Source organism: Bacillus sp. OV166 (assembly GCF_900177675.1).
Classification (GTDB): Bacteria; Bacillota; Bacilli; order Bacillales; family Cytobacillaceae; genus Neobacillus.
Window position 1 is genome coordinate 6,148,606 of the sequence record NZ_FXWM01000001.1, and the last position, 14,347, is coordinate 6,162,952.

Annotated in this window: 10 protein-coding genes; all 10 read right to left on the reverse strand. The window is 39.0% G+C overall.

Annotation, left to right across the window (positions count from 1 at the left end):
- Positions 1 to 169 precede the first annotated feature (169 nt).
- Positions 170 to 1,984 (reverse strand): ABC transporter ATP-binding protein, encoded by a 1,815-nt coding sequence (locus CCK98_RS30160; RefSeq protein ID WP_088089949.1) that lies wholly within the window; start codon positions 1,982 to 1,984, stop codon positions 170 to 172.
- Positions 1,985 to 1,991: 7 nt separating this feature from the next.
- Complete coding sequence (locus CCK98_RS30165) at positions 1,992 to 3,746, reverse strand: ABC transporter ATP-binding protein (RefSeq protein WP_088089950.1); 1,755 nt, start codon at positions 3,744 to 3,746, stop codon at positions 1,992 to 1,994.
- Between the two features lie 151 nt (positions 3,747 to 3,897).
- Positions 3,898 to 4,812 carry an ROK family protein gene (locus CCK98_RS30170; RefSeq protein WP_088089951.1) on the reverse strand — a complete coding sequence of 305 codons (915 nt, stop codon included), beginning with the start codon at positions 4,810 to 4,812 and terminating at the stop codon, positions 3,898 to 3,900.
- 15 nt (positions 4,813 to 4,827) lie between these two features.
- Complete coding sequence (locus CCK98_RS30175) at positions 4,828 to 5,736, reverse strand: ROK family protein (protein WP_088089952.1); 909 nt, start codon at positions 5,734 to 5,736, stop codon at positions 4,828 to 4,830.
- Positions 5,737 to 5,810: 74 nt separating this feature from the next.
- Positions 5,811 to 7,223, reverse strand: coding sequence for a glycoside hydrolase family 1 protein (locus CCK98_RS30180; RefSeq protein WP_088089953.1), 1,413 nt, complete (start codon positions 7,221 to 7,223; stop codon positions 5,811 to 5,813).
- Between the two features lie 70 nt (positions 7,224 to 7,293).
- Entirely contained in the window at positions 7,294 to 8,799 is a 1,506-nt protein-coding gene (locus tag CCK98_RS30185; RefSeq protein ID WP_088089954.1) for a response regulator transcription factor, read from the reverse strand.
- Complete coding sequence (locus CCK98_RS30190) at positions 8,792 to 10,588, reverse strand: sensor histidine kinase (RefSeq protein WP_088089955.1); 1,797 nt, start codon at positions 10,586 to 10,588, stop codon at positions 8,792 to 8,794. Before CCK98_RS30190 ends, CCK98_RS30185 begins: the two co-directional genes overlap by 8 nt.
- 172 nt (positions 10,589 to 10,760) lie before the next feature.
- Positions 10,761 to 12,218, reverse strand: a complete 1,458-nt coding sequence (locus CCK98_RS30195; RefSeq protein WP_088089956.1) for an ABC transporter substrate-binding protein — start codon at positions 12,216 to 12,218, stop codon at positions 10,761 to 10,763.
- 28 nt (positions 12,219 to 12,246) lie between these two features.
- Complete coding sequence (locus CCK98_RS30200) at positions 12,247 to 13,239, reverse strand: carbohydrate ABC transporter permease (RefSeq protein ID WP_373408513.1); 993 nt, start codon at positions 13,237 to 13,239, stop codon at positions 12,247 to 12,249.
- A gap of 48 nt (positions 13,240 to 13,287) precedes the next feature.
- Positions 13,288 to 14,217, reverse strand: a complete 930-nt coding sequence (locus CCK98_RS30205; RefSeq protein WP_088089957.1) for a sugar ABC transporter permease — start codon at positions 14,215 to 14,217, stop codon at positions 13,288 to 13,290.
- Positions 14,218 to 14,347: the final 130 nt, after the last annotated feature.

Below are 14,347 nucleotides of genomic sequence, written 5' to 3' on the forward strand. Positions count from 1 at the left end.
CATTTCCTCAAAGCTTTTTTGAGATAACACCCCCTTCCTCTCGAATCATAACCAAATTCAACCCTTCGAAATGATGAGAAGAAGAAAGGAACCAGAGCGATTATTCCTGATTCCTTTCTCTAAATCCTATTTTATTTTGTCTACTTTTGGGATTGCAACGCACAGGCACCTAGCCTAGCATTTTGTATTGGGCTTTTACTAGTTCATAGTAAACTCCTTGTTCTGCCATTAGTGTGTTGTGATTTCCTTGCTCAAGGATATGTCCATGGTCCAGTACAATAATTTTGTCTGCTTCTCTGATGGTTGAGAGCCTATGAGCAATCATTATGGCGGTTCTACCTTTTAATAATGTTTTTAATGCCTCTTGAATTTTTACCTCAGTCTCTGTATCAATGCTCGCTGTTGCTTCATCAAGGATGAGAATTTTCGGGTCAGCCAGGAGTGCTCTTGCAAAGGAGAGAAGCTGACGTTCCCCTACTGACAAGACATTGCCTCGTTCTTCCACTTCTGTTTGATACCCTTTCGAAATTTGAGTAATGAAATGATCAGCGCCTACTGCTTTTGCCGCTGCGATCACTTCCTCATCGCTGGCGTTGGGATTCCCATAGCGAATGTTTTCCATAATGGTACCCGAAAAGATAAACGTATCCTGCAGCACCACACTAATTTGCGAACGTAGGCTGGCAATCGATAAATCTTGTATAGGACAGCCATCAATTTTGACAATACCTTCTGTAGCATCATAAAATCGGCTCACCAAATTAGCAATGGTTGTTTTCCCTGAACCAGTATGCCCGACAAGCGCTGTCGTCTCACCTGCTTTAATCGTAAGAGAAACTCCATTTAACGCTTTACGTTTTCCATCGTAAGAAAACTCCACCTCTTCAAAATCAATATGGCCTTTAATCGAGGAAAGTTTAATAGGATTAGGAGATTCTATCACACTAGGTCGTTCATCTAAAAACTCAAAGACACGCTCAGAAGAAGCCATTCCAATTAGAAGCTGGTTATACAATTGCCCAAGACGAGATATCGGCTCCCAGAACATGCCTAAATAAAAGGCAAACGAAACAAATTCTCCGATGGTACACTCGCCTCGTGCAACAAGAACCGCCCCATACCAGATAAGAATAGCCGTCCCCACAGCATTCGTCATCTCGATAAGCGGGCCAAACATCGCATTTTTTTGGACTGCTTGCTTCCATGTTTGATAATTTTCTTGGTTGAGCCCCTTAAAAAATTGGATATTTTCTTTTTCTTGCGTATAGGATTGTGTAATTCGAATACCTTGAATACTCTCATTTAAGTGAGAATTTATTTTTGACTGTTTAAGCCGAACGTCTTGCCACAATAACCGGATTTTTTTTCGCAAGCTGGTTGAAATGAAAAACATAATCGGCAAAATAATCATAATCGCAATGGTGAGCTTTACATTCAGTGATAATAAGATAAAAATAGTAGCGAACAATAGGAGAAAATCGGTTAAAAGATTAATGACCCCACTTGTAAATAACTCCTGTAAGGAATTAATGTCATTCATAATCCTTACTAGAATGGATCCAGCTGAACGCTGATCAAAAAATCTATGTGATAAGGATTGTACATGTGTAAATAAATGCCTGCGTAAATCATAAATTACATCTTGGCCAAGCCTGTTCATCCAGCGAATTCTTAACGAATTGCTCAAATACGATAACAAATATAATCCTGAAATGATAAACACAAGCTGCATCAACAGGGTTGTATCTTTTTCAATAATAGCCCGATCAAGCGTGTATACTCCAATTAAAATCGGGATAATTAAACGGATCGCCGTTGAAATAATAACAGCGGCAAACGAAAGCGGCAGTAAATTTTTAACATAGGGTTTTAAATACAGTAACAATCGCAACATTTGCTTCCAGTTAAACGGTTTATCAATCACTAGATCCTCAGAGTAATGAAATCGCTCTAATATCAGTTGTTTCTTTCGATTTTCTTTCATGTTCCACCTACCTTACTGCCTTTTCGATAATCGCTGCTTGATCCTGGTATTGAAGGGTATAAATTCTTTGATAGGCACCATTATCGGAGGTTAGCTGTTCATGCGTGCCTCGTTCAATGATGTTCCCGTCTTCAAGGACTAATATTTCATCTGCATGCTTCAACGATGAAATCCGATGGGCAATAATAAATGTGGTCCGCCCCTTCATCACTTCCTGAAGGGCCTGTTGAATTTGAAATTCGGTTTCCATATCCACCGCACTTGTCGAATCATCTAATATGAGAATAGTAGGATTGGTACAAATGGCGCGGGCAATTGCAATTCGTTGCTTTTGTCCCCCTGAGAGACCCATTCCCCGTTCGCCAAGCATGGTGTCATATCCATTAGGCAATTCCATAATAAAATCATGGGCTTGAGCACGTTTTCCTGCATCGATAATCTCTTCCATCGTCGCGTCTGGTCTTCCGTATGCTATATTCGCTTTGATCGTCGATGAAAAAAGGAAGGTTTCCTGTAAGACAACCCCAATTTGTGAACGCAGCATTTTCAATTCATATTCCTGAATCGGGCGGCCATCAATGAGAATGGTCCCTTCCGTTGGCTCATAAAAGCGTGACAAAAGCTGGATAATGCTTGTTTTCCCTGAACCGGTCGCACCGATAAGGCCAATCGTTGCACCCGGAGACGCATCAAAGGTAATATGCTGAAGGGCTGCTGTTTCTTCCATTTGATAGTGGAACGTAACATCTTGGAATACGACATGTCCTTCTAGATGATCGATCGGCTTTACATCCTTACCATCATAAATAGTTTCAGGCGCTTCTAATACTTCAAGAAGCCGCTCACCGGAGGCTTTCGCCTGTGAGAACATATTAATGGTAAAACCAAGGTTCATGATGGGCCACATAATATACCAAACGAGACTGTAAAAGGCCACAAGCTCACCAGGGTTTAGTACACCCTGAATAACCTGAAATCCCCCGTATCCCAATAAAGCGACTACGGAAATATTGCCGATCAGCTCCATGAGCGGGAAGTACTTTGCCCAGACAGCTGCCGTAGTAAGTTGTTTCGTTCTATAAACTTGATTTGTCTTATTAAATCGCTCTATTTCCACCGCTTCTTTTGATAAAGCTTTAACCGTGTGAATGCCGCTAATATTTTCTTGTACCTTCGTATTTAATTGTCCAAACGATTCGCGAATCCCTCGAAAAGCGGGATGTACAGCTTTGTCAAATTTATAAGCAGTCACACAGATAAAGGGTAACACCACCAGGGTGACGAAGGTGAGCGAAACAGAATAATACAACATCACACACAAACTAGCCCCAACTTGAATGACAAAACGAAGAATCTCAACAAATCCAAAGGAGACAAAAATGCGAAACCCTTCTACATCTGCGGTTAACCGTGACATTAAGTCCCCTGTCTTCGCATTATCATAATAACGGAAGGATAGCCGCTGCAGTTTTTCATAGAGGGCATTTCGAAGCAGATACACAGATTTAATTCCAAACATATCCGCCAAATAATGTTGAATATACGTTGATAGCCCTTTTACCGCCATGATCGCGATAAATCCAAAGGATATCCAGGGTACCCAATCATATTTCTTACCAAGCACCACCTCATCAATTGTCATTTGCAAAATGATTGGATAGACAACCGTAATAGCCGCGACGACCAGCAGGAAAAGCATCGACCAAATAAAATCTCTTTTATAAGGGAGATAAAAGGATTTTAATTTTTTAAAAACTAACATCTCTTCCTCCTAAAGAAAAAATTTTCATCCTTTACATCATATAAAGTTTACGTCAAAAATATTTCGCAATTACGAAATTTCGAATAACTAATTTTTTAAAAAAAATATTCCAAGACTCACTTCTTTAAAAGTCCAATGGATTGTCATCCCTCTAGGAAATCGTCACAACTCTTCCTTTTAATTTTAAAAAGTGAAATAAAGCCCCGATTAAGTTGGCATCATTATGAAATTGACAGGCTTCCACCATAATATCCAGCGTAGAGATATCATCCTTCAGCAGCTTCAATTCTTGATTGATGCCGTCAATCACTTCTGACCGCTTGCTTATTCCTCCGCCGATTAAGATTTTTTTCGGATCGAGAGCATATTTCAAATTATAGATTCCGATCGCCAGCTTTTTGTAATATTGATCAAGACATTCGTTGACTAGAGGATCACCTTCTTCAGCCAAGCGAAATACGGCTTCCCCGTCCAACGTTCCTTTTGCAAGTGACTTTCTCATTTCCACTTCTTCTATCAAAGCCCGGGTCGATGCCAACCGGCTCCAGGTCGATTGCAGCGGATGCTTGGGCGGGTTCCCCATTATCATAAAACCAAACTCACCGCCGTGAAGAGTAGCTCCACGCAAAATCGTTTGATTGATAACAATACTGCCGCCAATTCCTGTGCCGATGACAATGCAAATATAGTAATCCGTTTCTTTAGCCGCCCCGATCCAACCTTCTGCCAAGGCTGCACAGTTCGCATCATTTTCAATCGACACGTCGAGGCCCGTCCGTTCTTTTAGCAAGTCTGTCATGCCTACTCCATGGATATAGGGAATAGCGCTTGCTCCGCCAATAAAGCCTCTATTCACGTCTACAGCACCAGGCGAACTTAAAGCGATCCCTTCAAGATCAAACAAGCTTTTATATTTCGTTACTAGTTCTGTGATATTTGTCAGGAATCGGTCTATTCCTTGTTGAGGAGTTGGAATCTTCCCGCTTTCTAGTTTCTTGGCTTGATCATTCATGACCGCATACTTGATATAAGTGCCGCCGATATCAAATACCATGTAAGTTTTCATGAAAATTCCCCCCAATTATTGAAGCCATGTTTGTTGTGTCAGCAGGGCCGCCCCAATGACACCCGCCTTTGTACCTAAGGAAGCACACTCAATTTGTACCTTTTTACGCAACTGTGGATATAAATAGTCATTTACTTTTTCAAGAAGGAGCGGCATAAGATATTCTTTTGATTGCATGACTCCTCCGCCCAAAACAATGATGTGCGGGTCAACGGTATGAACAACATTGGCAATTCCTTTTGCCAATGATGCAACCATTTGCTCAACAATCACGACCGCTTCTTTCTCACCCTGCATCGCCATTGCGAATACTTCGCCTGCGTGTCCTGTAATCCCTAATTTTTCTTTTCCATGTCGTTTTACAGCCGTCCCGCTTGCCAATGTTTCTAAGGATCCGATATTCAAAGCAGGGTGCGGAGGACCGTCTCGATCCATGATCATATTGCCCACTTCACCTGCACAGAAATGGGCACCCTGAATCAATTGATTCCGATAGACAAACCCTCCCCCGATTCCTGTACTAACGGTTATATAAAAAACAGACTCTTTTCCTTTACCAGCCCCAATCATGGCCTCTGCGAGAGCCGCTGCATTGGCATCATTATCAAGGACAACTTTTTTCAGTAAAGCTTTTTCTAGCACTTCAACCAATGGGATACGATCCCACCCAGGTAAATTATTCGGACTTAAAATAAGTCCTTGTCTTAAATCCAAAGGACCTGGCGAGCCGATTCCGATGGCTTCAATATTTCTTTTCTGCAAAATCCCCTCGCAAAGTTGAATCATCTGATTAATGACATAGTGGGGGCCTCTATCGCTTTCCGTTGTTACATGAAGCTCTTCTATTATTTGTCCCTCCAAGGTCACAACGGCAATTCTTAAATTTGTTCCTCCCAAATCAATACCAAGAAGATATTTTTCCATTCCGTCCACTTCCTTCAAGCAAGTTCACTAGAATACTAATTTAACAGGATCACACCTCTTACCATTCTTCCATATTAGAAACCGTTGTTCTCAGACAGCTGTTTATACCATCTGCCTGATTTTTTTATTGTCCGTTTAAAATCATTCGTTAGATCTACTTCTACTAATCCGTATCGGTTCTTATAGGCATTTGTCCATGACCAGTTATCCATAAATGTCCAAAGATGATAACCAAGGCAATTTGCCCCTTCTTGAAGACCTTTATGAACCCATTTCAGGTGTTCTTGAATAAACTCAATCCGATAATCATCCTCAATATATCCGGCTTCATTACAGAATTTCGCTTCCCCTTCAACCCCCATGCCATTCTCTGAAATAAAGAATGGGATATTACCATAATGATCGCGAATGTCGATCATAATGTCATAGATAACTTCCTCACAAATTTCCCAGCCGCGGTGCGGATTGATTTTACGATTTGGCATGATATAAGGATCAAATAGATGTTCCGGCATAAATGGAGCGTCCTTAGGTACCGGCTGTTCCTTTGCTTTTACACGGCGGGGCTGGTAATAGTTCACTCCTAAAATATCAATCGGATTGTTTTTTATGACTGCTAAATCTCCCGGTTCCACTGTTGGCAGTAACTCTCTATCTCTTAAAATTTCAACTAAATCCTTCGGGTACTCCCCTTTTGTGACCGGATCAAGAAAGCTGCGGTTAAAGAATAAATCCGCATTATGAGCAGCTTTGACATCGTCCGCGTCCTGGCTTCTTGGGTAGGATGGCGTCAAGTTGAGGATAATGCCAATCTTGCCGTCTAAATTCAACTTCTTATAAGCCTCGACTGCTAAGGCATGGGCAACAATGGTATGATGGGCAACTTGTGCACCACGTTTGAAATCTACAACATTAGGGTAATGCAAATCATATAAATAACCGGCCTCTACAGGAACAATCGGTTCGTTAAAAGTAAACCAATACTTGACCCGGTCCCCGAACAATTGAAAGCAGATTTTCGCAAAGTTTACATAGGCCTTGATGACTTCCCGGCTTTCCCAGCCGCCTTTTTCCTGCATGCACATCGGCATATCAAAATGATATAGATTCATGAACGGTTCAATATCATTTGCCAGTAGTTCATCAATCACTTGGTTGTAAAAGGTAACGGCTTTCTCATTCACTTCCCCGACTCCATCTGGAATCAATCGTGACCATTGGATGGAAGTGCGGAAGGAAGTATGACCCGTTTCTTTCATAAGCTGAATATCTTCTTTAAACCTATGATAGAAGTTAGAAGTATGCTCAGGTCCTACAGCATTATGGAAACATCCCGGCTCGATGCTATACCAATAATCCCAAATGCTTGATTTTCTCCCATCGATAGTTGCGGCACCTTCTGTTTGCGGTCCGGATGCAGCACTTCCCCACCAAAAGTTTTTTGGAAAACGATAGCTGAGGTTATTCCCTTGAATAGAATTTTCCATTGTTCATCACCGACTCTTTTTTTAATAAATTCTTTATTGTTAAAAAGGCTCCTTAGAACCATGTTGATCGTTAAATTTTTCTCCACTCACTTGGTGTGGTTCCAACATTTTTCTTGAATTGCTTATAAAAGTAAGTGGTATCCGAATAACCTACTTTTTTCCCGATTTCACCTGCTCGATAGTGGGTTGTTTTTAGTAATTCCTTTGCTTTTTCCAATCGATACCGATTAAGGTATTCAGAGAAGACCACTCCAACTTCTTTTTGAAATAATTGTCCAAGGTAGATAGCGTTTACATGAAACTGTTGGCCCAATGTTTTTAATGATATTCCTTGATCGTAGTGGGCATGTATAAACTTTAGAACATTTTGCACAATCGGACTGCGCATATTCACTTGATGACTAATCGACAGAATCAGTGCGTGGCAATACTCCTTCAAAATGGTTCTCATTTGATCGATATCCGAGCTATACACCATTCTTTCAACAGCTGCTGTATAATAGGAAAGGTCATCTGTCTGGATGGAATAATGGATATACGAAATTAAATCAAAGGTATATTTGCTAGCAACCTGTGGTGAGATAAATTTGGTTCTCTTCGTAAGATTTTGAAAAAATAGTTCAATCATATGTAACGTTTCTTCATCTGCATTCACTAGTTGTTTTACGATATTTTCTTTAAATTCTTGCTGTTTTTTTAATTCGTCTTGTTTATCAATCGCCAACCGATCTGAAATAAGCACATTGGGCTCTGAATAAAGTTGAAGCAAACTATTTTCTCTTGCACAGGTAAAACTTTCTTCCAATCTATCGATCGTTTGAACCGGATGTCCCATTGATAAATAGAAAACACCTGTCCCTTTTTGCCCATCACGCAGCTGCTGTACAAGGGTTTGGTTCCATGTATATAACGCTTCTTCACTCGCGCTTTCAAAAATAATAATGAGTTCTTGATTTGGACTATAAAGACAGGTGGCCGAAACATTCTCTTCAATAAAGTTCCTGATCTTCTTAGAAACCTCAGCATGATGATAATGTTCAAAATCTAATATTGAGACATTATAATACGGTTGTTGAAAGGTAATATGATATAACGCCAATCTTTCAAGACAGTCACGCTTGTCAATTTCACCATTAATAAAGCGCCATAACGTATTATCCTTCATGGTTGTCGTTTCCTGTGTATAATCCGGCCCTGTCACCGCATTCAATTTCTGGCCTACATTTTGGACGGTCGTCAATAATTCTTCTTCATCTACAGGTTTCAATAAGTAGTTTTCGATTCCTAGTAATAAACCTTGTTTAATATACTCAAACTCCTGATAACCTGTTAAGACAATACATTTGATCTGTGGCTGAAATTTCCTCGTTTCTCTAATTAACTCCAAGCCAGACATTTCGCCCATTAAAATATCAGTTATAAGAATTTCGATCGGATTCTCCTTTAGATAAGCAAGGGCTTCTTCCCCGCTTTCAGCAGTGTAGACAATCTCAAATCCGTAATCCTCCCAATCTAAGAGCGCCTTAAGTCCTTTCGTAATAAGCGGTTCATCGTCAACAAGCAGGACCTTATACATGGCTGGATCCCTCTACTGGAATGGTTAGGGTGACCATCATTCCTTGGTTATAGTCACTTTGAAGGGTAATACCAAACTGGTTCCCATATTTCAATTTTAAGCGTTGATGGATATTTCTAAGACCGATTGATTTCATTTCTTCCCCATCCTCACGATTGATATGATTCACTATGTTGGATAACTCCTCTTCCGTCATTCCTTTACCATTGTCTTGTATACGTATTTCGATTTTATCGCCAAGATTAGCGGCACATATGAACAACTCATTATCGGATCGTTCCTTTTTAAAACCATGGACAAAGTAATTTTCGATGATCGGCTGCAGAATTAATTTTTGAATGAGTATTTGGTCCACATCACTTGCAATATCAAAATGAACGAGTAATTTATCCGGATATTTAAGCTGCATCAATTTTAAATATTGATTCACATATTCAATTTCAGTATAAAAAGGCACCATGTCTTTAGATTCTAACGAATATCGAAACAGTTTGGCCAAATGGAAAATCATTTTACTAGAGGTTTTTGAGCCTTCTACGACTGCCACCATCCGTATCGCTTCGAGCGTATTGAATAAAAAATGTGGATCAATTTGTGCTTGAAGGGCTTTCAATTCCGCCTGCTGCTGCTTCATGGTTAGCAGATAAAATTGATCAATATTATGATTCAATTCATTTAACATGGAATTAATATTGACAGCAATCCTCGATAATTCATCTTCATGTTTGGATTCGGGAATCCGTGCGTCTAAGTTTCCCTTTTCCACTTGACGAATAATAGAAACTATTTGATTAATTCTCCTCGAGTAATTTCGCATAAATGAATAGGATATTAAAATAGCAATTAAAATGAGAAAGGTAATAACAATCCACATCGTTCCCCTGACGATCGATAACTTCTGCCATCCTTTGTCAGGAATAACACCTACAAACGTATAATCACCCATATTGGCAATCGAATTAATATAATAGTTATCATGTTCCCACTTAATTTTCGTCTCATTCGTTTCATGTTTGACCTTATCTAAAATAGCAAGGGGAACCCCCTTATTCACGGAATAAACAATTTTGCCGTCCGCATCTAGCAAAAAAATAGAAGTTGGTGCCCCTTCATGTTTTTTTACAATCTTGTCTAAACGGTCTGTCGAGTAAAAAATAGACACGACACCTATTTTTTTGAGCGTTACGGGATTGTTAATAGCAATCTCTTTGGTAATGGTATTTCTTAATTTCCGGCTCCTAGGCAGGCTTTCTTCCATTACATGTGGGTAGCCCTGGTTGAAAAGCGGACCTGATATGGTTGAAGGGCCGATAATGCTTTTATTCCATCGTATGTTATTATTAACTATCAAATATTCAATAGCGGGATTTTCCGACGAACGTAAACTTACCGCATTAATATCACTATCTTGACTAAAGAAACCATTAAAATAGGTATCAATATTTCTCGGAGTAAACGATTGATCTTCTGAGAATTTATCTAGACGGTATTCCAAATATTTCTCATAGCCATTGTTAAGGGCAAAGGACATATCATCAATCATATCCCCCTTAACATAGAGATCTCTTATCGCTCTATTAATATCTGCATCCTTACCGGAAAAGTAATCTTCTACTCTTTCCATCGTTCTAGTATTAATATTAACTTCCTTTTGAATAATGATATCTGAATAATAGTTCGTAATCGTCACAATTAAGACAATGACCGTCACAATGATGGTTATGGAAGAGGTTAAAAATAGTCTATTAAATATTTTTTGATTAAAATTTCCTTTTCTTTTCAATTCCATTTCAGTTTCCTCAATTATTCATAGTGTTTACTCAATTTTAACACGTTGGACTAGATTTAACCCCCGAAGACCAAACCCTATTGTTTTGCGAGTTTTATTATTTCGAAAAATCTTTAAACAATGGAGAAATAAAATCAAGCTGGGAGTTTTTCAACCAGCTTGATTTTATTGATTATTTCCCTTCCTTTGCCTTCCATTCATCAAATTGCTTTTGAATTTCTTTTAATACTTTGTCAACTCCAGCTTCTTTCAACTTTTTATTGTATTTTGGCAAGTATTTTTCTGGGTCAACAGAACCTGTTGCCAAAGCTGGATAGAATTCCTTAGAGATATTCGTAATAGACGCAAGTTCCGACCTTACTGGGTCACTGTTAAAATGGAAACCAAGAGTTGGTGCCGGTTTTGCAGCATTATTAAATTCCTTGAATTTTTCCCATTTATCTTTAGGTTCATTTTCATATAAATCTAAGATAAAGTGATTTCCAAGCGAATAAGTTGGAACGTTATATTTATCGATACGCGCTGGAAGATCTTTAATGGTTCCATCTGCATTCTTCTTGTAATGAACGCCTTCAATCCCTTTGTCAACAAGGTTACGAAGGTATGGGTCTGTGTTAAGTAGATTTAAGAATTCCATGACTTTTTTAGGATTTTTTGATGTAGTCGAAATGGCCTGAAGGGAACCCGATACAGAATCATTAAAAGTGGTTGGTTCTTCAGCTGGCACAGAAACAACCTCATATTTTGCAGAACGAGACCACAATAAATCCGCATACGGTTGGGAATCACCCATCCGAACAAACCAGTTTTCTACATCCATTGGCCAAGTATCTTTGCTTGTCGCGGCATCTGCCTTGATATAGCCGGCTTTATAATATTTATGCATCGTTTTATAGGTTTGCATGGTTAAATCGTCTTCAAAGAAATTAACGACATGGTCTCGATCCCCTTTAAGAGGGAAGGCAAAAGGCATTTCATTATTAAAGACATAGTCATATGGAAGATAGGCTTTAACTGTTGCCATTGGAGTAATCGAAGCTTCATTCTCTTTAATGACTTGAAGCATTGGCTCGAGATCTTCTAAGGTTTTCACCTTTGTAATATCAAATTTGTATTTGTCGACAAGACGTTTATTGAACGTATAAACAGATTGTCTGGCAGCTTCTTTATTAGCAGGAATACCATAGGTCTTTCCGTTAATTTTAACTCCTGCTAATAGGGCAGGATCTAACGCCGCTTTTAATTCTTTCCCTTCAGTATCTAACAATTCATCAATTGGTTGGAAGGCCCCTTTTTGCGCATTTTGGACGTATTCCGTACCATTAGTAAAGATAATATCAAAAGGTTCGCCTGAATTAATAATAACCTGCGTTTTTTGTTGCCAATCACCCCAGTCAATTTGGGTCATATTAACGGTGGCATTAATTTTTTTCTCTAGATATTTATTTACTTCGGCAAATACTTTATCTGTGTCTTTTTGTGGGGTTCCAATGGTGTACCATTTAATTTCATAGGGCTCGCCATTTTTACTGCCTTTTTCTGAAGTGGAACTGTCTTTACTAGTGCATGCGGAAAGAATGGTTCCAATCGATAAAACTAATGCTAGTAAAAATATTAACCGTTTCTTCATCTTGACTCTCCTCTTTCTCTTTCTATTTTTATTCTTTAACACCGCCGATAGTCAGTCCGCTAATAAAGTACTTTTGAAAGAACGGGTAAGAGACTGCTATTGGTAAAGTGGCGATTACGACCATAGCCATTTTGGCTGAATCTTGTGGGATGGTATTAAATAAGCTTTGCTGCATTAAGCTAATATCAACATTTTGCCTCATAAATTCTAGGTTTGCCTCTATTTTCATAAGTAAGGACTGGAGTGGCACTAAATTGGGCGAATCAATGTAAAGCAAGGCATTAAACCAATCATTCCAATAACCTAGGGTACTAAACAAGGCAATTGTGGCAATCCCTGGTAAAGAAAGCGGAAAAACGATTTGGAAAAAGGTTCTCCATTCGCTTGCCCCATCTATTCGTGCAGATTCCAAAATCGATTCCGGAACAGATTTTATAAAGAATGTTCTCATGATGATAATATAAAAGGCATTCATGGCAAGTGGTAATATTAATGCCCAAATGGAATTCTTCAAATGTAAGAATTGAGTGGTAATAATGTAACTTGGAACTAAGCCCCCGCTGAAAAGCATCGTGAAGAACGCTAGGAATGTGAAAAATCTTTTATACTTAAATTGGGGTCGTGAAATCGCATAAGAATAAAAGGTAATCATCAACACACTAATAAACGTTCCAACAATCGTAATAAAAAGGGTGACACCGTAAGAACGGAATAATTGGTCCTTCATATTCCATAAGTATTGATAAGCATCGGTACTCCAAGCCTCCGGTATAAGTTGAAAGCCATTTCTCACAATGCTCTCCTCACTGGTAAAGGAAATCACAATAACATAGAGAAAAGGAAAGACACAGATCAAAGTAAAAATACCTAACAGCACACTTATAATCCTATTGGTGACCGGGTGAAGCTCATGAGGATTTCTGGTCTTTTTCCGTTTCATTTTCACCAGCCCCCCCTTAATTTCTTTCGCGGGTTGGGATTGGACTATAGATGATTGGGTATTATGAAGTTCATTTGGCATATAGTTAGCCGCCGGGCGACCTTTCCTCCCTTCGTGAAGAATTTAACATTAAAATAATGCACTTTCCTGATCAACTTTTCTAACAATGTAATTCGTTATCATCACCAAGACGAAACCAACTGCCGACTGATAAAGACCTGCTGCCGTACTCATACCAATATCCCCTAAGGTCATAAGCCCCCGGTAAACGAACGTATCAATAACATTGGTAACCGGATATAAGGCCCCCGAATCTCTTGGTACTTGATAAAACAATCCAAAATCGGAGTTAAATATTCTACCAATATTCATAATGGTTAAAATAATCATTAATGGCTTCAGCATTGGTAAGGTGACATGCTTGACCTGCTGCCATTTTGTCGCGCCATCAATCATGGCAGCCTCATAATAAGTTTTATCAATGCCGACGATCGCTGCTAGATACACGATACTGCCATAGCCAATCCCCTTCCATAGGCTCATAAATACAAGAATAAATGGCCAATATTTTGGCTCGCTATACCACGAAATGGCATCTATGTGAAACCAGCCAAGGATATTATTCAAAAGACCACGATCTGCACTCAAGAAGGTAAATACAAAATAGCTGCCGATAACCCATGAAATAAAATGCGGGAACAGCATTCCGGTTTGATAAAACTTGGATAACTTCCGATTAACAAGCTCACTGAGTAAGATAGCGGTTACAACCGCTGCGACAAGTCCTAACACAATAAAGACAAGATTGTATAGGATGGTATTTCTTGTAATAATAAAGGCATCTTCCGTGCTAAACAAATATTTAAAGTTATCCCAGCCCACCCATTCACTATTCATGACGCTGGCAAAAAAACCATCTGGATCAATCCTAAATTTCTTAAAGGCTAAAACTTGTCCAAACATAGGTAAGTAAGAGAACAATAATAACCAAATGGTTCCAGGTAAAACCATAAGCAGCCAAATTCGATTTTTATAAATATCACTCAACATTCCTTTCATGCTTTTCCTCCTCCCTTTCAATGTAAGCACTTCCATATTTATATTTTATAGCTGTCATGATTCTATTTATAGTGAACTTATTTAGGATTAACTGCAAAAATCATATATAGATTTTCTAAATAATCAAATT